This window comes from Cucumibacter marinus DSM 18995 (assembly GCF_000429865.1).
Lineage (GTDB): Bacteria > Pseudomonadota > Alphaproteobacteria > Rhizobiales > Devosiaceae > Cucumibacter > Cucumibacter marinus.
The window spans coordinates 141102-160498 of the sequence record NZ_AUCR01000001.1 but is presented as its reverse complement, the minus strand read 5'-3'; the positions used below and the strand labels follow the sequence as shown (position 1 = coordinate 160498).

Annotated in this window: 19 protein-coding genes; 11 read left to right on the top strand and 8 right to left on the bottom strand. The window is 62.7% G+C overall.

Annotated elements, in window-relative coordinates:
* Window positions 1–49: 49 nt before the first annotated feature.
* Complete coding sequence (locus G489_RS21500; RefSeq protein WP_051332177.1) at window positions 50–1123, bottom strand: septal ring lytic transglycosylase RlpA family protein; 1074 nt, start codon at window positions 1121–1123, stop codon at window positions 50–52.
* A 226-nt stretch (window positions 1124–1349) separates the two neighbouring features.
* Between G489_RS21500 and bmt the strand changes: the two genes are divergently transcribed.
* From bmt to G489_RS0100860, 7 genes are all read left to right on the top strand, one after another.
* Window positions 1350–2363 (top strand): betaine--homocysteine S-methyltransferase, encoded by a 1014-nt coding sequence (bmt, locus tag G489_RS0100890; protein ID WP_407059818.1) that lies wholly within the window; start codon window positions 1350–1352, stop codon window positions 2361–2363.
* A 39-nt stretch (window positions 2364–2402) separates the two neighbouring features.
* Window positions 2403–3089 (top strand): corrinoid protein, encoded by a 687-nt coding sequence (locus tag G489_RS0100885; protein WP_029039917.1) that lies wholly within the window; start codon window positions 2403–2405, stop codon window positions 3087–3089.
* 12 nt (window positions 3090–3101) lie between these two features.
* The gene (locus tag G489_RS0100880) at window positions 3102–3719 is read left to right on the top strand and encodes a DUF1638 domain-containing protein (RefSeq protein WP_051332176.1); all 618 of its coding nucleotides are present in this window, start codon (window positions 3102–3104) and stop codon (window positions 3717–3719) included.
* On the top strand, window positions 3716–4015 hold the full coding sequence (locus tag G489_RS0100875) for a virulence factor (protein WP_029039915.1): 300 nt from the start codon (window positions 3716–3718) through the stop codon (window positions 4013–4015). The genes G489_RS0100880 and G489_RS0100875 overlap by 4 nt, the downstream gene beginning before the upstream one ends.
* A gap of 8 nt (window positions 4016–4023) precedes the next feature.
* Window positions 4024–4941 carry a methyltetrahydrofolate--corrinoid methyltransferase gene (locus tag G489_RS0100870; RefSeq protein WP_029039914.1) on the top strand — a complete coding sequence of 306 codons (918 nt, stop codon included), beginning with the start codon at window positions 4024–4026 and terminating at the stop codon, window positions 4939–4941.
* A 22-nt stretch (window positions 4942–4963) separates the two neighbouring features.
* Window positions 4964–6991, top strand: a complete 2028-nt coding sequence (locus tag G489_RS0100865) for an ASKHA domain-containing protein (RefSeq protein WP_029039913.1) — start codon at window positions 4964–4966, stop codon at window positions 6989–6991.
* A gap of 101 nt (window positions 6992–7092) precedes the next feature.
* Window positions 7093–7623 (top strand): thermonuclease family protein, encoded by a 531-nt coding sequence (locus tag G489_RS0100860; RefSeq protein WP_245578785.1) that lies wholly within the window; start codon window positions 7093–7095, stop codon window positions 7621–7623.
* A 176-nt stretch (window positions 7624–7799) separates the two neighbouring features.
* Here the strand turns inward: G489_RS0100860 and folD are convergent, their stop codons facing one another.
* From folD to G489_RS18565, 6 genes are all read right to left on the bottom strand, one after another.
* Window positions 7800–8702 (bottom strand): bifunctional methylenetetrahydrofolate dehydrogenase/methenyltetrahydrofolate cyclohydrolase FolD, encoded by a 903-nt coding sequence (folD, locus tag G489_RS0100855; RefSeq protein ID WP_029039911.1) that lies wholly within the window; start codon window positions 8700–8702, stop codon window positions 7800–7802.
* A gap of 28 nt (window positions 8703–8730) precedes the next feature.
* Window positions 8731–9474, bottom strand: coding sequence for a LamB/YcsF family protein (locus G489_RS0100850; RefSeq protein ID WP_029039910.1), 744 nt, complete (start codon window positions 9472–9474; stop codon window positions 8731–8733).
* A complete protein-coding gene (locus G489_RS18570; protein WP_051332175.1) occupies window positions 9471–10364 on the bottom strand; it encodes a 5-oxoprolinase subunit C family protein in 894 nt (297 codons plus the stop codon). Before G489_RS18570 ends, G489_RS0100850 begins: the two co-directional genes overlap by 4 nt.
* Window positions 10361–11041: a 5-oxoprolinase subunit B family protein gene (locus G489_RS0100840; protein ID WP_029039909.1), complete on the bottom strand. Its 681-nt coding sequence runs from the start codon at window positions 11039–11041 to the stop codon at window positions 10361–10363. The genes G489_RS18570 and G489_RS0100840 overlap by 4 nt, the downstream gene beginning before the upstream one ends.
* 46 nt (window positions 11042–11087) lie before the next feature.
* On the bottom strand, window positions 11088–11945 hold the full coding sequence (locus G489_RS0100835) for a DUF6544 family protein (protein ID WP_029039908.1): 858 nt from the start codon (window positions 11943–11945) through the stop codon (window positions 11088–11090).
* Window positions 11946–12057: 112 nt separating this feature from the next.
* A complete protein-coding gene (locus tag G489_RS18565) occupies window positions 12058–12471 on the bottom strand; it encodes an META domain-containing protein (RefSeq protein WP_051332174.1) in 414 nt (137 codons plus the stop codon).
* Between the two features lie 184 nt (window positions 12472–12655).
* Between G489_RS18565 and G489_RS0100825 the strand changes: the two genes are divergently transcribed.
* Complete coding sequence (locus G489_RS0100825) at window positions 12656–13651, top strand: amino acid ABC transporter substrate-binding protein (protein ID WP_051332173.1); 996 nt, start codon at window positions 12656–12658, stop codon at window positions 13649–13651.
* A gap of 14 nt (window positions 13652–13665) precedes the next feature.
* The gene (locus tag G489_RS18560) at window positions 13666–15336 is read left to right on the top strand and encodes a L,D-transpeptidase family protein (protein ID WP_051332172.1); all 1671 of its coding nucleotides are present in this window, start codon (window positions 13666–13668) and stop codon (window positions 15334–15336) included.
* 4 nt (window positions 15337–15340) lie between these two features.
* On the opposite strand, the gene G489_RS0100815 is transcribed toward G489_RS18560, so the two are convergent.
* Window positions 15341–15889, bottom strand: coding sequence for a hypothetical protein (locus G489_RS0100815; RefSeq protein ID WP_155889272.1), 549 nt, complete (start codon window positions 15887–15889; stop codon window positions 15341–15343).
* A gap of 248 nt (window positions 15890–16137) precedes the next feature.
* Here G489_RS0100815 and G489_RS0100810 point away from each other — a divergent pair, with 248 nt between their 5' ends.
* Together G489_RS0100810 and G489_RS0100805 are read left to right on the top strand one after the other, a co-directional pair.
* Entirely contained in the window at window positions 16138–16842 is a 705-nt protein-coding gene (locus tag G489_RS0100810) for an ABC transporter ATP-binding protein (protein ID WP_029039905.1), read from the top strand.
* Window positions 16839–19397 carry an ABC transporter permease gene (locus G489_RS0100805; protein WP_029039904.1) on the top strand — a complete coding sequence of 853 codons (2559 nt, stop codon included), beginning with the start codon at window positions 16839–16841 and terminating at the stop codon, window positions 19395–19397. Before G489_RS0100810 ends, G489_RS0100805 begins: the two co-directional genes overlap by 4 nt.

The following is a 19397-nucleotide window of genomic DNA, read 5'->3' as shown; positions in this document are numbered from 1 at the left end:
GACCCGTTCGCCCGCGCGAACTGGCCTCAGCCGTTACCTCATCATGCAATTAGTACAAAACGATGTCTTGAAGGCCAAGTTCCCGGGTCAGGTCGACAACGTCAGACCGGGTCACCCCTTCCTTGAGGGTATCGATACGAACTTCGGTCGCCGGTTGGCCGTTCTTTTCGACCGGGCGCATCTCGACATAGGCAAGGCGGGCGAATGCCTTGCCGATCGCTTCAGCCTCATCAGCATCCACGAACGCACCGACTCCCATATTGACGTTGCGTGCTTCAAGATCGGTGGTTTGCTGCCACGCCCGCAGGGAATCCCCCCTGCCCGCCATTTCGGCGGCAGCATGGGCCGCTGGCACAAGGCTGTTGACCGTCGCATCGTCGGCTTCGTTGAACGCCAGCAGATTGCCAATTGCTGACAGGAAACCAATGGTCTTGCGCACCGGGCGCGTGGCGACCCGGATGGTTTGACCGGCATCGGGACGCGCCAGTGGCGGAACCGCAGGACTGTTGAGGCTCGCCATCAGATAGCGCGTGTCATCGCCATTCAGCGGCGCGCGGCCGACATAATCGACTTTGACCTTCGCGGTGCCGCTATGGCGGAAATCGAGCATTTCGGCCACTCGGGACGAAAGGTCGATCACGCGGCCATGGGCATAGGGACCGCGGTCATTGACCCGGACGATCATCGAGCGGCCATTGGCCATGTTGGTGACCCGGACATAGCTCGGCAACGGTAGCGTCGGATGCGCCGCCGAGATGCCGTTCATGTCGAAGATCTCGCCATTGGCGGTCATCCGCCCATGGAAGTTTGGCCCATACCAGGACGCCAGGCCGATCGCCGAATAATTCGGGTCTTCAGCCGGCGTGTACCACTTTCCGGCGACCTGATAGGGCTTGCCGACCTGATAGCGGCCACCGCCCTTGGGCACCTTCTTGCCGTGAACCAGGCGCGGCGACGCCGTCACCCCGTATTCCGACGAGGAAAACTTGGTCTTGGTGTTGATTTGGCTGTCCGAGCCACAAGCCGCCAGAAATGGCAAAGCCGCCGCAAGCACTGCAGCAGCCGCAAATCCCTTCAGGCGGGCCGATTTGGACTGGTCCGACGCGATCACTTCTGTCCCCATAGTGCCGTCATCATATCGAGACGACGCCACCCTGCCAGTCCACCTTCAACTCATGGTTTCAGGTGTGTTACTGCGCGCCTTATACCAGCTATCGCCTCGACGCACAAATTCGTGACCCCCAGCAAGGACATAGCGGGGAGAGACAAATCCGCATCGACATGATATAAAGCTTTCTTTATATGATTTCTGTGCTATGAGGGCGCAAATTGCACTCGAACCCCGAAAGGTGGAGAGGCTGATGAACAAGCTTGCGCAATTGCTGGCCGAACGTGAGGTGCTGCTCGCGGACGGCGCAACCGGGACCAATCTGATCCCGATGGGTCTCGATTCCGGCCAGGCACCCGAGGCGTGGAATTTCAATCATGTCGATCGCATCAAGAAGCTCCACCAGGGCTTCATTGATGCCGGTTCCGACATCATCATCACCAACACCTTTGGCGGCACGGCCCGCCGGCTGCACCTGCATCAGCTTGACGACCGCGTGGTCGAGGTGAATGCGCGCGGCGCCGAGATTGCCGCTGAAACCGCCGCAAACGCCGGCCGACCGATCGTGATCGCCGGTTCGGTCGGTCCCACCGGTGATCTGCTGGTCCCGCTCGGTGCCCTCTCCTATGAAGGGGCCGTCGAGGCATTCGAGGAGCAGATGACTGGCCTCAAGCAGGGCGGCGCCGATGTCGCCTGGATTGAAACCATGTCCGCGCCCGAGGAAATCGACGCCGCAATTCAAGCGGCCAACACGGTTGGCCTGCCCTATGTCGTGACCGCCAGCTTCGATACCGCAGGGCGCACGATGATGGGGCTGGCACCGGCCGATTTCGCCCGCACCATGGCTGGCAAGGATCCGCGACCGGAAGCATTCGGCTCAAACTGCGGTGTCGGTGCCTCTGACCTTCTGGTTGCGGCCCTCGACATGACCGCCAACGCAGATGGTGTGCCGGTTGTGTGCAAGGCCAATGCAGGCATTCCCAAGGTGAAGGGCGACGAGGTCGTCTACACCGGTACCGTCGAGTTGATGGCAGATTATGCCCGGCTCGCGGTGAGTATCGGCGCACGGATTGTTGGCGGCTGCTGCGGCAATACCGCAGAGCATGTCGCGGCGATGCGCGACGCCATCGACCGGCACAATGGCGGCGAACGGCCGACCAAGGAAGAGATCATCGAGCGGCTTGGCCCCCTCGTGTCTCCGCCTTCGGAAGCTGTCGGGGGCGGTCGTCCCCAGCGCCGCCGCCGCCGCGCCTGAACGCATTAGCAACTGACGAGTTACCCCCAGAGCGAACTTATGGCCGACGAGGAAGACGACATCATCCTGTCCGAACTGCCCGACGACGAACTTGTCGAGCAGATGCAGGACGACCTTTATGACGGGCTGAAGGAAGAGATCGAGGAAGGCGTCAACATCCTGCTCGAACGCGGATGGGCGCCCTACGACATTCTGACCAAGGCACTCGTCTCCGGTATGAAGGTTGTCGGCGACGACTTCCGCGACGGCATTCTATTCGTGCCCGAAGTGCTGCTCGCGGCCAATGCCATGAAGGCGGGAATGCACATCCTCAGGCCGCTGCTGACAGAAACCGGCGCGCCGAAAATGGGCAAGATGGTGGTCGGCACCGTCAAGGGCGATATCCACGATATCGGCAAGAACCTTGTCGGCATGATGATGGAAGGCGCGGGATTCGAGGTGATCGACCTTGGCATCAACACCGACGTCGACCAGTTCCTCGCCGCCATCGAGGAACATAAGCCCGATATCCTGGGCATGTCGGCGCTGCTGACGACCACCATGACCTATATGAAGGTCGTCATCGAGACGCTGAAGGAAAAGGGCATTCGCGACCAGCTGATCGTTCTGGTCGGCGGAGCGCCGCTCAATGAGGAATTCGGTGAGGCCATCGGCGCGGACGCCTATTGCAAGGACGCCGCCGTGGCCGTCGACACCGCAAAAAGGCTCGTCTCGCAGCGGGCCTGACGGGAGTAAACTGTGACAGCAACCGCCGACATCACTGCCGGCCAGAAGCGCGTGGGGCTAGTGGCCTGCGGGGCGCTCGCACGCGAAGTGCTCGCCCTGGCCGACCAGCCGGGCCTGAGGCATATCGAGGTAAAGTTCCTGCCGGCTGCCCTGCACAACACGCCCCGCGATATCCCGGCGGCGGTCGACAAGGCCATGCACGAGCTGTCCTCGCGCTGCGAGGTCTTGTTCGCCGGCTATGGCGATTGCGGCACTGCCGGCAAACTCGACGAGGTGCTTGAAAAGCACGGTGCCGAGCGTCTGCCCGGTGCCCATTGCTATGCCTTCTTCACGGGCCTCGACCGGTTTGAAGAAGTGCAGGACCGCGAGCCGGGCACCTTCTATCTGACCGACTATCTCGCCCGCCAGTTCGACACGCTGGTCTACAAGCCATTGGGGCTCGACCGGCATCCCGAACTGCTCGAAGCCTATTTCGGCAATTACACGCGGTTGATGCACCTTGTGCAGACCCCGGATGAAAAGCTCGACGCCAAAGCCCGTGAGGCCGCCGATCGGCTGGGCCTGCGTTACGAACGGATCGAGACCGGCTTCGGCCTGCTCGAGCCCTTTCTCAAGGAGGCTGCCCAATGAGCGATGCCCAGATCATCTACTGGCGCGACATCCCGACCCAGATCGTTGCCGGGAAGGGCCGCAAGGCCAAAAAGCGGGCCCTTGCGCCGCGCTTCCTGGTTGCGGTTGACAAGGCGGCGATGAAATCGGGCGCCTCGGATACCGACGCCTATCTCGAGGAATGGCGCAAGGCACCCGTTGAGCTCGAAGGCGATGACCTCGAGGCCGCCATCGAGGCGCTGGCCGAAAGAATCGAAACCGAATATTCCGCCAAGCGGCTGGCCGAACTGGCCGAACGCGGCGGTAGCGAAGCATAGGACACCCCATGACCGTCAGGACCACCCTCTCCTCGCCCACCAAGGAAGTCGTGATCGGGTTCGATCAGCCCTTCTGCGTGATCGGCGAGAAGATCAATCCCACCGGCCGCAAGAAGCTCGCTGCCGAGATGAAGGAAGGCAATTACGACACCGTTCAGGCCGATGCGCTGGCGCAGGTTGCCGCCGGTGCCACCGTGCTCGACGTCAATGCCGGGGTGCCGCTGGCCGATGAACCCAAAATCCTCGCTGAATGCATCCAGCTGATCCAGTCGATCACCGACGTCCCGCTGTCGATCGACTCCTCGATCATCGACGCTCTTGAGGCCGGCCTGTCCGTTTATCAGGGCAAGCCGCTCGTTAACTCGGTGACCGGTGAGGATGAATCCCTCGAGCGCGTCCTGCCGCTGGTCAAGAAACACGGTGCTGCTGTCGTTGCCATCTCGAATGACGAGACCGGTATCTCGACCGACCCCGATGTGCGGTACGCAGTCGCCAAGAAGATTGTCGAGCGCGCCGAAGATCACGGCATCCCGCGTTCAGACGTTATCGTCGACCCGCTTGTCATGCCGGTCGGCGCCATGAACGATGCCGGAACCCAGGTTTTCCGCCTGGTGCGCCGCCTGCGCGAGGAGCTCAAGGTCAACACCACCTGCGGTGCGTCGAATGTGGGCTTTGGCATTCCCAACCGCCACACCATGACCGGCACCTTCATCGCCATGGCTTCGGCCTGCGGCATGACCTCCGCGATCATGAGCCCGCTGCATAAGGAGCAGATGGACGCCGTGCGCGCTGCCAATGTGCTCAACGGCTTTGACCCGGACTGCATGGCCTGGCTTTCCGCCAACCGACCTGCCGCGCCTGAAGGCGAAGAAGGCGGCGAAGGCCGCCGTGGCCGCCGTTCCGGCCGCCGCCGCGCCCGGGGTTGACCCCAACTGCGAAGGATCTGCCGTGGCCGATGCCGCCAATGATGCGCTGATCGTTTTTCAGCCCTCGGGCAAGCGCGGGCGTTTCCCGCGCGGTACCCCTGTGCTCGATGCCGCGCGCGACCTTGGTGTCTATATCGAAAGCGTCTGCGGTGGCCGCGGCATCTGCGGCAAGTGCCAGATTTCCGTCGCCGAAGGCGATTTTGCCAAGCACAAGGTCAAGAGCGCTGCGGATCATCTTTCGCCCGCAGGCACGACCGAGCGTGAATGCGCGGCCAACAAGAACGTCGATCCCGAGAATCGGCTCTCCTGCCTGGCGACGATCGAGGGCGATCTGGTTGTCGATGTGCCCGATGCCTTCCGCATTGCGGGCCAGACAATCCGCAAGGATGCGACCACTGTCGGCATGCATCGACATCCGGCGGTCCGGCTCTGCTATGTCGAGGTCGAAGAGTCCGACATGCACAACCCGCTGGGCGATGCCGACCGGTTGGTTTCAGCAATTGAATCAAGTTTCGATCTCGAAAACGTCAGGATTCGCTTCGACTTGCTGCAAACCCTGCAGCGCACGCTGAGAAAGGCGGACTGGAAAGTCACGGCCGCCGTCAACACCGCCGGCGACCGCCCCGAGATTGTGTCGATCCTGCCCGGATACAACGAAACCCTGACCGGTCTCGCTGTCGATATCGGTTCGACCACGATCGCAGCTCATCTGGTCGACCTGATGACCGGCGAAATCCTCGCCTCGACCGGTGTCGCCAATCCTCAGATCCGCTTCGGCGAGGATCTGATGAGCCGCGTCTCCTATGTGATGATGAACAAGGGCGGGCGCGAGAACCTGACCGAGGCCGTTCGCAAGGCCATCAACACGCTGGTCGGCGACCTGTTGAAGATGTCCGGCACGCCGCGCGGTGCCCTGCTCGATGCGGTGTTCGTGGCCAACCCGATCATGCATCACCTGTTTCTCGGCCTTGATCCGACTGAACTCGGACAGGCGCCGTTCGCGCTTGTCCAGTCCGACGCCGTGCGCTGCCGGGCCGATGAGATCGGTATCTCGCTCGGCAAAGGGGCCTCGGTCTATCTGTTGCCGCTGATCGCCGGCCATGTCGGGGCTGACGCAGCCGCCGTGCTGCTTGCGCAGGCCCCGCAGCGCGAAGACCATCCGGTCCTGATCGTCGATGTCGGCACCAATGCCGAAATCCTGCTTTGGGATGGCAAGGCGGTCTACGCCGCCTCCTCGCCGACGGGACCGGCTTTCGAGGGTGCAGAGATTTCCTGCGGCCAACGGGCTGCGCCCGGCGCCATCGAGCGCGTTCGCATCGATCCCGAAACCCTGAAGGCCAGCTTCAAGATCATCGGCACCGAGTTCTGGTCCGACCGTCCCGAATTTTTCGGCGCGTCCAAGGCCACCGGCGTCACCGGGATTTGCGGCTCTGGCATCATCGAGATCATCGGCGAGATGCTGCGCGCAGGCATTCTCTCGCCCGATGGCATTATCCGAGCCCCGCGGACCGAGGCGGAAGCGCCCTATCTCGTCGAGAACGGCCGGACCTGGTCCTATGTGCTCAACGACAGCAATCCTCGCCTCACCATCACCCAGAATGATGTGCGCGCGATCCAGCTCGCCAAGGCGGCGCTCTATGCGGGTGTCCGGCTCTTGATGGACAAGGCCGATCTGAGCGAACTCGGCGAGATCAAGCTCGCCGGCGCCTTCGGGTCATATATCGACCCGGCATATGCCCTGTTGCTGGGCCTCGTCCCCGATTGCGCAGTCGAGAACGTCACCGCTGTCGGCAATGCTGCCGGTCAGGGCGCCCTCACCGCGTTGCTGGACGTCGCGCAACGCCGGGAAATCGAGCGTGAAGTGCGGGCGGTCACCAAGATCGAGACGGCCCTCGAACCCAAGTTCCAGGAGCATTTCGTCGCCGCCATGGGCCTGCCGAACTCTGCCGACCCATTCGTCAAGACGCGCACGCATTTTGACCTGGCCCCGCTGGAACCAGCCGCCCAGCCGGGTGATCGGCCCAGACGCCGTCGCCGCCGCGAACGCTAGACGGTCTAGGTAGTCACCCCAATATCGAACCCACCGTCTTAACCGCAGTTTCACCGCCCCAGGTCCATTGTCTGGGCTGGCAATCGGTGAATGGCATCGTCTTGGCGACACGCTACGGCAGTCAGCGAAGGGGCATTCGCAGGTCATCGCGCCTGCTCGCGACGGTGCTGCCATCGCTGATCGCTTTCGCCGTCAGCGCAGGCGTTGGCACTCTTTTGCTGCGGGGCGACCTCAAACCGGTCGCCGATTTCCTGCTCGACCGAAAGGTGATGCAGACCATCGCGTCCCCGAAGTTCGCGTCCTGCCCTTCATCCAACCGCATCAACTGTTTCGTCGATGGCGACACCCTGTGGATCGATGGCGAAAAGATCCGCCTCACCGACATCAACACCCCGGAGATCAGCACACCCGAATGCGCCAGCGAGCGCCGGCTCGGGCACGAAGCCAAGCGCAGGCTGATCGCCCTTGTGAATGAAGGCCCGTTCGACGTGGTGCGCGACGGCGCACGCGATGCGGACCGCTATGGCCGCAAGCTTCGCGTGCTTGAGCGGGATGGCGTTTCCCTCGGCCAGATCCTCGTGACAGAAGGCCTTGCCCGCACCTGGTCCGGCCGCCGGGGCAGCTGGTGCTAGGCGCCCTTGAGTGTCACGGAGCCATCAGAATGAGCCAGTCGACCCATGCCGCCCCGGACTTGATCCGGGGCCGGTCCGACTATCGCTACGAGGTCCCTGATCGGGTCCGGGACAGCGCGGTGGATGGAACCTCCTCCTGAGCTTGTCGAAGGACGAGGTTCTATCCTGAGGGCAAACTAGGCCGTCAAATCCCTGGGCGGCTCAATGCCATTGGCAAGGCACATCGCCGTCACCGTATTCGCGAGCAAGCAGGCGATAGTCATCGGCCCGACCCCACCAGGCACCGGTGTGATCGCGGCAGCCTTCTCGGAAGCTTCCTCGAACGCCACATCGCCCACGAGCCGGGTCTTGCCTTCGCCACGCTCGGGGGCATCGATACGGTTGATGCCCACATCGATCACTGTCGCGCCGGGCTTGATCCAGTCGCCCTTGACCATTTCGGCCCGGCCGACCGCTGCGACAACGATATCGGCCTGCCGGCAGACCCCGGGCAGATCCGCAGTGCGCGAATGCGCGATCGTCACCGTACAGTTGTCGCGTAGAAGGAGCTGCGCCATCGGCTTGCCGACAAGGTTCGAGCGCCCGATGATCACCGCATGCTTGCCGGTCAGGTCGCCGAGGCTGTCGCGCAGCAACATCAGGCAGCCAAGTGGCGTACACGAGACCGGCGCAGGATCGCCAATCGTCAGCTTGCCCACATTCACCGGCGTGAAGCAGTCGACATCCTTGGCCGGTTCGATGGCATTGATGACCGCCTTGGGATTGATCTGGTCGGGCACCGGCATCTGAACCAGAATCCCGTGTACCGCCGGATCGTTGTTGAGCTTGTCGATCAGCGCCAGCAAATCCGCTTCTGAAGTATCCGCAGGCAACTCATGTTTGAACGAGGCCATGCCGACCTCTTCGGTCTGCTTGGCCTTGTTGCGCACATAAACCTGGCTTGCCGGGTCTTCGCCCACAATGACGACCGCCAGCCCCGGCACCAGCCCATGATCGGCCTTCAAGCTCGCAACATGGCTCGCAATCCTCTCGCGCAGCCCCGCCGCGAAGCTCTTGCCGTCAATTCTGGTCGCAGTCATGCCCTTGTCCCCTGCCCATTTGCCCTGATCAGATAAAACTCGAAACCGAAACGCCGGCCTCCTCCAGTGCGGCGCGCACCGCCTTTGCCAGCGCCACAGCGTTCTTGGTGTCACCATGCAGGCAGATCGACTGTGCCTTGCTGGTGAGAACAGAGCCCTCCGCTGCCACGATTTCGTGGCGTTCCGCAAGTCGGAGGCATTGCTCGACCACATCGTCCGGTTCGGTAATTACCGAATTCGCCCGCCGCCGGGACAACAGCAGCCCATCGGGTCCGTAGCGCCGGTCCGCATAGGCTTCGGTGAAGACCTCGAGGCCGAGATCCCGAGCCACCCGTTCCTGCGCGCTGCTTTCGAGCGCCAGGATCGCGAAGTCCTCTGATATCCGGGCGACCGCCTTGAAAGCGGCCTCGGCCGTCTTTTCATCGGTTGATGCAAGGTTCGCGAGCGCGCCGTGCAACTTGACATACCGAACGTCCGCCTGCTCCTCGATCGCGATCTCGATCATGCCTTCAAGCTGCCGGGTGACCTGATCCTCGAGTTCGCTTTCGCTCAACTCGAGCGGCACTCGCCCGAAATTCTCTCTGTCTTCATAGCCGGGGTGGGCACCAATGATGACGCCGTGCTTCCTGGCCTGCTGCAGGGCGTGCCGAATGGTCTTGCGCGTGCCGGCATGTCCGCCACAGGCGATACTGGCGCTGGTCACGATCTCGAACATGGCGTCATCGTCGCCCATTCCCTCGCCGAGATCGGCATTGAGATCGATCGTCTTCATGCTGCGCCTCCACGCGCCAGGCGCTGGGCCTCGGCAAGCGTAGCGGGCTGGAACTGCAGCCGGGTCCCCGGCCGCATCTGCGCCAGCCGGTCGAGCTCTGCTGATATTACCGTGGCCACGCGGGGATAGCCGCCTGTCGGCTGGTGGTCACGCATCAGGATAACAGGTGTCCCATCGCCCAGGATCTGCACATCCCCGGGCACCACGAAATCGGAGACCAGCGAACCGGCGTCAAATTCGGCAAAGAAACCGTTCCGGTCGTTGAGCCGGATGCCCATACGGTCAAATCGGGACGTGATTTCGAAGTCGGCGTCGAAAAGGTCAGCCCAGCGCGATCCAAGCAATGAGGCGTGAAGACCTGGCAGCACCCGGATTGGCCCCTCGAGCCAAGGACTGCCAGAGGTGTCGCCCGGGGGGCTATTCGACGCCTGCAAGAATCCGATGCGGTCGCCGGCCGTGAGCGCGCCGCCACCGAGCCCCGCCATAAGGTTGGCCGACCGGCTGCCCATCACCGGTTCGATATCGATCTCGCGGTCGAAACGCGCATAGCCATAAAGGCCGGATTGGCCGGTCGTGATCTCGACCCTGTCCCCGTCTTCAAGCTGATGCAGGCCCGGCCATCCACGCTGCTGGCCGTTGATCAGGATCTTGAAATCGCCGCCCGAGACCGCCATTTGCGCGCCTGCGCCGGCATAGGTGAAATCGGCGCCCAACATGCCCAGCTCGAGTGCGGCGGAGCCGGCCTTCTCCGTCAGCAGACGCCCGCCTTCGAGGAAAGCGCCGCGATCCATGGGGCCGCCGGCAGCGGCACCGTAGACGCGTTTACCAGGCCGGCCCTCGTCCTGTACCGTCGATCCCGGCGACACACGGCTGAACGTGATCGCACTCATGCCAGCCCGCCTGCGAACTGGATAATCCGCCCCGGCATCAGGGTGACCGGCGGGGTCCTGGCGAGGTCGAAATTCCGGAAATCGGTGCGTCCGATGACATTCCATCCAGTGCGGATGCGGGTAGCGGTGATCGCTGTCTGTCCGGCGGCAAACAACACGCTGCCTGCCGGCACGTCTTCGCGCAGCGTTTCACGACGCGGCACCGTGAGATTGGCCTCATGCGGTCCGATATAGACGAAGCCGGGCGAGAAGCCGCCCGACAGCACCCGGGGAGTACCGGTCTGATGCGCGGCAATCAGTTCGTCGGGCGTCAATTCGAGCGCGTCGCACACCGCCTGGAAATCCGGACCGCCCGCGCCGCCATATTCGACCTCGATCGGGAATGGCTCGCCCATATCCGGCAAGGCCGGGAGTGTCCCTGGCAGTCGGAGGCGGATTTCACCGCTCAACACCTGAAAACTGACCCTTGCCGGATCGTAGCCGACGAATACCGAAACCAGAGACGTTGCGATTTCGGCCACCCCCGGCAAGCGCGCGCGTTTGAGGATATCCGCAAAGCCAATGGCCGCCCGGTTCGCTCCGCTGCCCACGTCATTGCCGAACTTAACAAGAAGCGCCGCATCGCCAAGGGGATGCAGGATCGCATTGGGCATGGTGCCGATGGATTCAACGGTCATTATCGCCTTTTACCTGATCGCATGATGAGGGCAAGCGGTGGTTGACCTATTCGAACCGAAATGCGGTCAGGCGTGCCTTGAAGAACGGGAAGAAGTCCGGCGTGCCGAAGAAATTGCCGGCATCGACCGCAAATGCCACACGATAGCCGTCGATTTCTCGGAAATCGTCGAGCGTGCCGCCAAAGGGTTGCTCTTGCCACACACCTTCGGGATTGGCGTTGTTCCAACGCATCATTGACACGGATTGGGGCCGGCCTGCGTTGTCGAGAGCAATATCGACTGTCTGGCTCAGGCCATCTGCGGAAATAACCGCACGGGCCAGATCGGGCCCGGCCTCGACCCACTCAATGCCTTCGCCGGGCAGCAGCGCCGCCGGTGTCCAGATTGCCGCTTCGGCTGCCATCCGGCCAAAGGCGGAGCGAGCCAGATCCTTGCCACCTTCTGCCCGAACCACGGGAATGACGCCGAACAGCCAGAACTTCGTCCAGTGCTCGCCGCTCGCCGTGCCGTCCGATCCGGACATCCGCATCAGCCCCTCACCGGCCTTGGCGCGCCAGATGAGGCCGTGGGGCAGCGCCAGGACCTGGTCTGCGTTCATCGGGAGATAACTGCCCTGCTCGGCATTGCCCATGCCGAATTCGCCGCCCATCTCGAAGCTGGCGACCGTCCGGATCTGGGATCCGGGTGTGATCGAAAAGGCAAAATAGCGCTGCGCGGCCTCCGGCAATGCCGCCACGAGCTCCGGTGAATAAGTGCCTGCCGGTGTTTCGGCACTGGCGAGAAGCTGCTCACGGGCGGCCTGCGCCTGGGCGTCGTCCCCGCTGCGCAACACATAGACATAGGCAAAGCCTGCAAACACTGCAGCGCCAAGCACGAAGAGAATCACGAGGATGATCTTGAACATCAATGAAGCCCTTGCTCCGGCCTTCTGACCGCCTGGCGCAACCTGCCCTGGAGGCGCGGTCAAATCCTTGATTCCGATCAAACCGACGGGTTGGTCGGCGCATTTGATCGAATTATTGCTGGATCAGTGTCAGGACGGTTTCGGACACGGTGTTCTTCAGCGTCAGCACATCGCTGAAAGGGTCGAATTCTACTGAAACGGTGCCCTCAAGGGTGCCAAGGATCGAGCGTTCCTGCTCTTGCAGCCCGTCCCCGAGGCAGGCCATCAGGGTGGCAGCCACAGGCCCGGTCATGGTCAGCGTGCCGTCTGCAAACTCACCGGCCCCGCGATAGCTGTTGCATCCCGTTCGGCCGGAGATTGCACCGTCCGAGCCGAACCGCATGGTCGGGTTGCCGGCAGCGGCTTCGCCATTGATGGCCGCAATGCGCCAGCTCATGCGTCCCGGGCCGCCGGCATCCTGCGCCAGGGGTGAAGAGACGGTCAGCAGCCCGATCGCCATGACAATGCCGCAAGTGATCGCTTTCATCGGACGCTCCGGTTCAGCTGGGTGGCCTGATGCGATCACCCTAGGGACAAAAACGAGGCTGCGATAGGTACATGCCCAAGACTCGGGGCGCAGGAGCAGTCTCCCTCACGGTCACAAACCCATTGTTTTCGGGACCCAAATCCGCACAATCAAATCGTGGCTCAATGACCCAACAGGGATATCCATGACCCTCAATTTCCGGCAGCTGGCTGCCTTGATCCTGACTGGTGGCCCCGCACTTTTAACCAGCCTGCCCGCCGCGGCGGACACGCTGGGCGATGTGCGCGAACGCGGTCGCCTGGTTTGTGGTGTCAGTGAAGGGTTGCGCGGGTTTTCCGAGCAGGCGGAGGATGGCAGCTGGGTCGGCTTCGATGTCGATTTCTGCAAGGCCGTCGCCTCGGTGACACTGGGTGACACCAACCTTGTCGATTATGTACCGCTGACCGCTGCCGAGCGGTTCGAGGCGCTCGGGCAAGGACAAATCGATTTGTTGTCTCGCAACAGCACCTGGACCTTGAGCCGGGACCTGATGCTTGGTCTCGATTTCGCGGGCGTGAGCTATTATGACGGCCAGGGCTTCCTGCTACCGGCACTTTACGGGGTCACCAATCCCCTCCAGCTCGCCGGCGCAACAGTTTGCGTGGTATCCGGCACCACCAGCGAACAGAATGCACGCCACTTTTTCGAGGGCGCCGGCATGTCGCTTGAAATCAGCACCTTCGCCGAACGAGACGACGCCCGTGCCGCCTATGAGGCGGGGGAATGCGACGCCTATACCGCTGACCGCTCGGCGCTGGCGGCCGAACGCAGCCTGCTGGCTTCTCCAGACGATCACATCCTGCTGCGCGATGTTATCTCCAAGGAACCGCTGGGACCTGTGGTGCGCCAGGACGATCCGGTCTGGCGTGATCTCGTGCGGTGGACCCTGTTCGCGCTCGTGACCGCGGAAGAACTCGATCTCTCGGCCGACGATACTGAAACGACCAGCCTGCTCGGCGAATCGATGACCGAAGCATTCCGGCTCGATCCCGGATGGTATGCCCGCCTGATTGGCGATGTCGGGACATACGCCGCCATCTTCGAACGCAATCTGGGCACGCAGAGCCCCCTCGAACTCGGCCGCGGGCTCAATGCCTTGTGGACCCAGGGCGGCCTGCTCTATGCGCCGCCCATGCAGTGACGGGGACCAACGGGATGCGCATTCCTTTCCTCAATCTGCCGATCTGTTTGCCCCGCCTGCTTGTGGGCGTTCTGGTCATTGCCGGCTGGATTCTTGGCATGCTGGCCGCTGACGCCCGCGCCCAGACCGCCAGCGATCCGCGCGATCTGGCGGTCGTGCGCCTGAACCTCATCGATCTGTTGGAGAACGAGCCGCGCCTCCCCCTGCCGGTCCAGCAGCGGCGCGAATCCCTGCTCGAGTTCTATTCGGCTCAGGATACCCGGTTCATCTGGTTGGGAACCACACGCGGCCAGGGTCTGGTCGACCGGCTCAGCCGCGCTGAAATCGATGGCTTGCGGCCGGGCGACTATCCTTCTGGTCAGTTGCAGGCGCTTGTCGATGCCGCACCTCGCGCCGACCTGCGCGGACAGGCCGTCATAGAATTGCATCTCTCTGCCGCCATGCTGGAATACGCCTCAGACCTGCATGTCGGCAGGTTTCTGCCCAGCCGCATCGACCCGAACTTCTTCCTTCAGAAGCGTTCGATTGATCAGGTCGCCGCGCTGAATGCGGCAATGACGGCGACGGACATGGATGCCTTTTTCGCCGGGATGCAGCCTTCAGCCGAGGAGTATCGAGATCTCCGCAATGCCCTGGCGGGTTTCCGGCAATTGCGCGCGTCAGGCGGTTGGCCCGCCATGCCCTTCGGCGAAACGCTCAAACCCGGGATGGACGACCCGCGTGTCGCCGACCTGCGGGCGAGGCTGGGAGTCAGGGACCCACTGCTGCTGCTCGCCGAACCGGGGACTGAAACCGTTTATGACGAGGCGCTGGTCGCCGCCGTCGAAAAGTTTCAGGCAGAGCACGGTCTTGATGTCGATGGTGCGGTCGGACCGGCGACCGTCGGTGCCCTGAATGTCACCATCGATGACCGCATTGCCTCCATCGAAGTGGCGATGGAACGCTGGCGATGGATGCCGGAGGATCTCGGCGCTCAGTATGTCTTTGTGAATATTGCCGGTTTCGAACTCAAGCGCGTGCGCAACGACGTCGTCGAAGAACGCATGAATGTCGTTGTCGGCAAGCCCTACAGCCGGACGCCGGTCTTCAGCGACCGCATCCGCTATCTCGAGTTCAATCCCTATTGGAACGTGCCGTCCTCGATTGCGCTCGACGAACAGCTCCAAGAGCTGCGCGCCAATCCCGCGCGTCTCGCCAGCCAGGGTTTCGAGGCGGTGTCAGGTGACCAGGTCTACGATTTGCGGTCGATCGACTGGCGCCAGTTCGGGCCGGGCAATTTCCCGTTCCAGATCCGGCAGCGTCCGGGCGCCAACAATGCGCTTGGCCGGGTCAAGCTGATGTTCCCCAACCCCCACAATGTCTATCTGCACGATACCCCGTCCCGTTCATTGTTCTCCCGCTCTGAACGGGCCTTCAGTCACGGCTGCGTGAGACTGCAGCGGCCCCTCGATCTGGCGCAACAGGTGCTCGCGGTCGGCGGTGTGCCCGGTTGGGATCGTAACCGAATCGATTCGGTGCTTGCATCGGGCGAACGGACCGTCGTGTCACTCGAGCAGCCGATCCCGGTCCACATCGCCTATTTGACGGCATGGGTCGAGGACGGCGTGCCCCAGTTCCGCGCAGATATTTACGAGCACGACCGCAAATTGCTGGCCGCGCTCGATGGCAAGGATATCGCCTGGTAGGGTCTTATCCGCGACGGCCGAACGGCACCGAAGTGGTCAGTGTCTCGCCGGAATCCGAGAACGCGATCGAGAAATCAACGGTCACCGTCTCGCCCTTGAGCGTGATCTGGGCATCGATGGCCACTTCGTCGTCCTGATCTCCGGGTTGACGTTCCTCGAAGTCGAAAACGATCGAGCTGCCACGGATGCGGCCCAGCGCAATCCCGGAAAACGCAGTGTTTGAGGACATTACGCCTTCATAGCGACGGGTGTTGTCGTTGAACCCGATGGCACCGCTGACGGTCAGATTGAGGCCGACCAATGTGCACCGCCCGACATAATAGATCTTGGGTGTTCGTGCCTCGGTGATTGTCATGCGGCAGGTGAAATCTTCCGGCTCGTCGCCGCCGAGAAGTTTGGCCGTGCCGTCCCACTCGCCGACATAGGATTCGAGCAGGCTCATTTCCCGTTCGCCTGCATCTGCCGAAATCGGCAGGGCAAGAGCCGCTGCAGCAACCGCCGCAGCCCGAATGGTGCGCCCCAGCGTCACCGGATTAGTTGATGAAGTCCCCATAGGTATGCGCGCCTTCCCTTACCCTGTGAGCCGTTCAAGTATAGCCGCGAGCGCATTGCGCACAACGCGGGCCCGGATTTCAAGGCCTAACTATGCACAATCGCGTGGACATCTCGTTCCCGGACCGGTCCCTGCCTTGCGTAACCGGTCTGTTTGGTCCCTTATTCTTCGCGGACTGCAGCCGTGGCGCTCGTAAACGCGATACGCAGCACATTCCGCCTAGAGACACACAGGCCCAATCGAATTCTATGTCCGGACTGATCATCGACACCCAAGACGCCAACCTGGTTCTGTCTCTTGGGGGCGAGCCGCTTCATGTCCTCAAGGACATCAATCTGAGCCTTGGCCCCAGCGAAGCCGTTGCGATTGTCGGTCCTTCGGGCAGCGGCAAGACCTCGCTTTTGATGGTTCTGGCGGGCCTCGAACGGGCGACCGGTGGCAAGGTCGAAGTTGCCGGACATGATCTTCGGGCTTTGAACGAAGACAACCTTGCAGTCTATCGCCGCGAAAATATTGGTATCATCTTTCAGCACTTCCACCTGGTTCCCTCCCTTACTGCGCTCGACAATGTCGGGCTTGCCCTCGAGATCGCGCGGCCCGAAATGCCGCTGCGCCAGGCCCGTGAAGCGGCTGCGGCCATGCTCGAGGAAGTCGGCCTCAAGGACCGGCTGACCCATCTGCCCGGCGCCCTGTCAGGTGGTGAACAGCAGCGGGTGGGCCTTGCGCGGGCCATGGTCACCGAACCGCGACTGTTGCTGGCGGACGAGCCCACAGGCAGCCTCGACCAGGATACGGCAACGCGGATCGGGGAGCTGATGTTTTCCGTCACCCGCAAACAGAAGACCGCGATGGTCCTGATCACTCATGACCCGGCGCTGGCACTCAGGGCAGACCGTCGCCTCGGTATGGATCGGGGACATCTCACCCCGATCGCCGGAGAGGATCAGTCGTGACGCGCTTTCTGCGATGGTCACGGCTGGCGGTTGCCGACCTGCGCGGCGATCTGCGCCGATTTGCCGTGTTCATCGTCTATCTGGCGCTCGGCACCAGCGTCATTGCCGCTGTCGGTTCTGTGGGGTCCAGCCTGCAACAGGCCGTGGAAGACAACGCCGCCGTGCTGATGGGCGGCGATCTTGAGGTCTCCTGGGCCGGGCGAAGCGCCGAGCCGGGGGAACTCGACTATCTCAATTCACTCGGCGCCGTTGCCCATGTCGTTGACACCAACGGCCACGCCAAGTCCGGCGGCAACTCCGCACTGGTCGACGTGCTGGCGACTGGGGACACTTACCCCCTCGCTGGATCGATCGTCAGCCCGCAACTCGGTCCCGATGCCGACCGCACCGCTTTCCTGGCGTTCCGCGACGGGGCATTCGGCGCACTGGTCGATCCTTTGCTGCTCGACTGGCTGGATCTCGAGATTGGCGGGCGTTTCGATATCTCCGGCACGCCTTTCGAAATCCGCGGCGTGGTGTCGTCGATCCCGGATGCCGCGGCGCGCGGGTTCAGGCTGGGCGTTCTGACACTGATTTCGGTGGAAGGGTTCGAAGGACTGGGCGAGTACAATCCACCCCTCCCCGGCCTTGTGAACCGGCATCGTTACAAGATCCTGCTCGACGAGCTCGACTTCGAGACCGCCAAGCGCGCCGTTCTTGAAGAATTCACCGATCCCGTCATGACCGTGCGGTCCCCGCGCGACGCCGCGGGCAATCTGGTGCGCTATTACGATCTCTTCGCGCATTTCCTGCCGATTGTCGGGCTCGCCTCCCTGTTGGTTGGCGGGGTCGGCATCTCCAACAGCATCACCGCCTATATCAACGAGCGCCGGACTTCGATTGCGGTCTTGCGCAGCCTCGGCGCCACCAAGGGCCGGGTGCTGGCGCACTACCTCATCCAGATCGGTATTCTGACCCTGATCGGGGTGTGCCTCGGCATTTTGATCGGTGTGCTGGTGTCGCAATTGCTGCTGCCCCTTGTGGGCAGCGCGCTCAGCGTCGAACTGCGCCCGCATATCGACCCGGCGCCGCTCCTTGTGGCCCTCGGCTTCGGCGTGCTCACCGGTTTTGGATACTGCTACGTGCCGCTGATGCGGGCCCAGCAGGTCAGCCCCGCCCTGTTGTTCCGCTCGGTCGACCCTTCAGGCTTCTCCTCGGACTGGCGGTTTGTCCTCCGGCCGATGATTTTCATTCCGATCCTTCTGGTGGCCGCCGGCATCTTCGCGCTCGCCGTTGCCGCGTCGAACGATTTGATGCTGGTGACGTTCGCTGCTCTCGGCGTGGGACTTGCGCTTGTCGCGCTGCGCTTTTCCGGGGTTGTCCTGAAGGCCGGGCTCAAATCCCTGCCTCCACTCAGGCTGCGCGTCCTACGTCACGCTCTGCGCAATATTCACGGGCCGGGTTCGACGGCCCTCGTCGTCGTCAATGTGGTCGGGCTCGGCATCGCCATGCTGGTGGTCGTGGTCCTGCTCGAAAGCAATCTTTACGAACAGCTCACAGGCGCGTTCCGGGGCAACGCACCAACCTTCGTGGCGACCGACCTGTTCGACGACGAAGTTGAGGCGCTTGAAACGCTCACCCAGGATGATCCGCAGATCACGGCCTTCCGCTGGAGCCCCATGTTGCGCGGCGCGGTAACCGCGATCAATGGCGAGCCCAGCGAAGGCATGAGCGGCTCGACAGCGCAGGCCGAGCAGCTCCTTTCCGGCGAAATCCCTGTGACCTGGCTCCGCGACCTGCCGGACGGCTCCGAGATCACCGATGGCGAATGGTGGCCCGAAGACTATTTCGGCGAACCGCTTGTCTCGCTGCATTCTTCCCTGCAGGCCGATCTCGGCTTGTCAGTGGGCGACACGATGACCATTCGGCTGTTCGGGGAACTGATCGAGGCCAGGATTACCAGCTTCCGCGATTATGACTGGCTGCAGGGCACCGATTTCCTGATTGCCCTGTCCCCCGGGGATGTCGAGTTCTATCCCTCGACCTATCTCGGCACGATCCGCGCTGCCGGCGGGCAGGAAAAGGATGTCGAACGCACTCTCGCCCGCACCTTCCCCACAGTGTCCTTCATACCCATCGGGGACGCCCTGAATCGCCTCGCTGCCGTGTTTGGCCAACTCGGGCTGGCGGTCAACCTGGTCGGAAGTCTGGCGGTCGCCAACGGACTGTTCGTGCTGATCGGCACCATGACAGCCGGCCACAAAAAGCGCCGGACCGACGCCATCATCCAAAAAGCCCTGGGCGCGACCCGGGGCGAGATCGTTGCAGCCCAGATCATCGAAACCAGCCTGATGTTTCTTTTCGCCGCCTTTGTGGCAGCGGGGCTGGGGATCGGTGCGGCCTTTGTCATCGCCCAACGTGAGCTTGATGTCGCCTTTTCCTCGCATCCGGGTCTGATCGCCGCCGTGATCCTGGCAGCGCTGGCCACGGCGACGATTCCCAATGCAATCTCAACCTGGCGAACGCTGTCGATCCCCTCGGCGCCGCTTTTGCGCAGCCATCACATCCGCGCCTGA

What these genes read in the sequence shown, in the direction of transcription:
- G489_RS21500 (WP_051332177.1), bottom strand. Translation starts at nt 1,123, where the DNA reads ATGGGGACAGAAGTGATCGCGTCGGACCAGTCCAAATCGGCCCGCCTG.
- G489_RS0100885 (WP_029039917.1), top strand. Translation starts at nt 2,403, where the DNA reads ATGGCCGACGAGGAAGACGACATCATCCTGTCCGAACTGCCCGACGAC.
- G489_RS0100875 (WP_029039915.1), top strand. Translation starts at nt 3,716, where the DNA reads ATGAGCGATGCCCAGATCATCTACTGGCGCGACATCCCGACCCAGATC.
- G489_RS0100870 (WP_029039914.1), top strand. Translation starts at nt 4,024, where the DNA reads ATGACCGTCAGGACCACCCTCTCCTCGCCCACCAAGGAAGTCGTGATC.
- folD (WP_029039911.1), bottom strand. Translation starts at nt 8,702, where the DNA reads ATGACTGCGACCAGAATTGACGGCAAGAGCTTCGCGGCGGGGCTGCGC.
- G489_RS0100850 (WP_029039910.1), bottom strand. Translation starts at nt 9,474, where the DNA reads ATGAAGACGATCGATCTCAATGCCGATCTCGGCGAGGGAATGGGCGAC.
- G489_RS18570 (WP_051332175.1), bottom strand. Translation starts at nt 10,364, where the DNA reads ATGAGTGCGATCACGTTCAGCCGTGTGTCGCCGGGATCGACGGTACAG.
- G489_RS0100840 (WP_029039909.1), bottom strand. Translation starts at nt 11,041, where the DNA reads ATGACCGTTGAATCCATCGGCACCATGCCCAATGCGATCCTGCATCCC.
- G489_RS0100835 (WP_029039908.1), bottom strand. Translation starts at nt 11,945, where the DNA reads ATGTTCAAGATCATCCTCGTGATTCTCTTCGTGCTTGGCGCTGCAGTG.
- G489_RS18565 (WP_051332174.1), bottom strand. Translation starts at nt 12,471, where the DNA reads ATGAAAGCGATCACTTGCGGCATTGTCATGGCGATCGGGCTGCTGACC.
- G489_RS0100825 (WP_051332173.1), top strand. Translation starts at nt 12,656, where the DNA reads ATGACCCTCAATTTCCGGCAGCTGGCTGCCTTGATCCTGACTGGTGGC.
- G489_RS18560 (WP_051332172.1), top strand. Translation starts at nt 13,666, where the DNA reads ATGCGCATTCCTTTCCTCAATCTGCCGATCTGTTTGCCCCGCCTGCTT.
- G489_RS0100815 (WP_155889272.1), bottom strand. Translation starts at nt 15,889, where the DNA reads ATGGGGACTTCATCAACTAATCCGGTGACGCTGGGGCGCACCATTCGG.
- G489_RS0100810 (WP_029039905.1), top strand. Translation starts at nt 16,138, where the DNA reads ATGTCCGGACTGATCATCGACACCCAAGACGCCAACCTGGTTCTGTCT.